Annotated in this window: 1 protein-coding gene; it reads right to left on the bottom strand. The window is 53.7% G+C overall.

The genetic code is table 11. The features are described 5' to 3' along the window. Nucleotides 1-533: 533 nt before the first annotated feature. A complete protein-coding gene (locus tag ABX962_RS35090; RefSeq protein WP_372726302.1) occupies nucleotides 534-1538 on the bottom strand; it encodes an alpha/beta fold hydrolase in 1005 nt (334 codons plus the stop codon). Nucleotides 1539-2210 lie beyond the last annotated feature (672 nt).

The raw sequence follows: 2210 nt of genomic DNA, 5'->3' as shown, positions 1-2210 counted from the left end.
GCGAGCCATCTTTTTGCCAATTGGCGGAGCGGGGCCGAGTCGAGATGTCGGATAGACGAGTCGATGGAGCAGCGGTGTGGTGTCACCGAGGGCAACGTTGGTTACTGAATGGGCAGGAAAATGTAGGGGCAGGAAAATGGGATACCGTCGTGTGGTTCTGCTTTCGTATTTTCCTGCCCTCCCCATCTTCCTGTCCGCCGGTTAGCCGGCGCTTCGTGGACGTGGCGGAACCATGAGTCGATTGATGCAGCGCTGGCAAGCATGGGGACATAGCACGTTGCTGGCTAAGGAGCGAACACCGCGGTCGGATAGAGGCGGACCAAGATGCCATGTCCTAAAGCGATTTCCACGGGTGAAGAAGTGCTGTGGCGGGGGCCAGAACGAACGGGAGATAACGTGGCGTCCCTGTTCATCTCCAACCAAGCTGTGGTCATTCGAGTAAGACGGACGTTGCGTGCACTGCGTGCTGTACGGCGATGTCGCTTGACCGCATTGCGGTCCTTAGATCCGCCATTACTGGACCGACAGCTGGATCACTGCTGCAACGCTCTCTCGAACTCGACGCGAAAACGGTCAAACGCTTCGATTTGAGGCATGTGACCGAGTCCCTCCAATTCATACAGCTGACAATCCGCAATCTCCGCCGCAGTCTGCTTGCCGAGCTCTTGATACTGGCCCAATTCCCGCTCGACACCCGGCTTCATCCAACCACGGCCTGGACCGGTTCGATCGCGAGTTCCGATAATCAGCCGCGTGGGAACCTTGATGTCGGTCCACTCATTGCAAACCGGTTGCGAAAAAATCATGTCGTACGTCATCGCGTTGTTCCATGCGACTCGCTGCCAATCCGGGCCGTTGATCCAGCCGACGTGAATCTTCATCCATTCGTCGTACGCGGGTTCCCACTTGCCGTCGTAGTAGTTCTTTAGTTGGTACGCTTTGATGTCCGCAGGCGTCTTTTTGACCTCGTTCTGGTAGAAAAATTGAACGTCTTTGTACTGCACAAATTTCAGATAGTCTTCCAAACCAATCGGATTCACCAGAATCAAACGCTCGACATCGTTCTGATACATCAGCGTGTACCGCGTTGCTAACATGCCACCCATCGAGTGCCCGACAATGATCGGTTTTTCGATCCCAAGCTTCTCAATCAACTGGCGTGTGTTGTGTGCAAGCTGAGGAAAACCGAATTGGTAGTAGGCTGGTTTAGACGACTTGCCGAATCCGATTTGATCGGGAATCAGGACCGAGTAGCCTCTCGATTGCAGCAGCTTTGCAGTCTGTTCCCAATACGCTCCCGAAAAATTCTTGCCATGGAGCAAGACGACCGTCGGCATCGCATCAGAGCCCTTCAAGTGCATGTAGGCCATCTGCAGCGTTTGTCGCTGCGAGCTGAACTCAAATGTCTCGACGGAAAATGGATATCGATAGTCGTCTAGTTGGGCATTGTAGGAAGGCGATTCTTGACCGACCGCCGTAACCGAAGTGAGTGCCATTACAAACAGACTGGCAAGCACGCATCGCATATTTTGATTCATCTGAAGTTTTCCTATTGCTGCACGTTCGAATCAACTCAAATGTAGACATTCCTAGACACGCTCACCCAAGCGTTCGGGGGGCCGTGTCAAGCATCGGAAGGCAATGTCCTTTTCGGTCTAATGCCCGCACACGGATCCGTTCCGCCGTCGCACTCTCCCCGTTTTTCATTCACGGTGACATCGACCTGCGGCGTGCCACTCCGCCGCGGGGACTCGTAGCCTCGTCCACTACATTTAACGGAGGGGACTCGTCATCTCGTCCACTACCTCGATCGTTGCATATCGGAACAAAAAGCGAAGAAAAATTGGCAGTGACCACTTTCGGCTCAGGCAGTTTGGATGGCGCGATGCGTCTGGCCTTAGCTGGACACAATGGCATCGATAACGTCGCTGTGAAGGATGCTGCAATTTTCGTTTGCCCGCCCTCGTATCGAAACCGGTATTGTTTTGCTCAAGCGTTGGCGGTCCGCGAGTCTGCAACGTCATTAAACTAGCGCGCCAGTGTCCTCGGTCCAAATCCATGACGCTTTGGCCACAACATTCACGAAACGCACATCGAAACGACACACAACACGACGTCCCTCAAAATCGATTACGGAAAATGACTCTATGATGACACGAAGAAACTTGTTGCAAGCAGGTGCGGCGTTGGGCGTTGGTTCGGCAGTCAGT

Source organism: Novipirellula sp., from assembly GCF_041583735.1.
Classification (GTDB): Bacteria; Planctomycetota; Planctomycetia; order Pirellulales; family Pirellulaceae; genus Novipirellula.
This window is presented reverse-complemented; position numbering and strand designations above follow the sequence as displayed.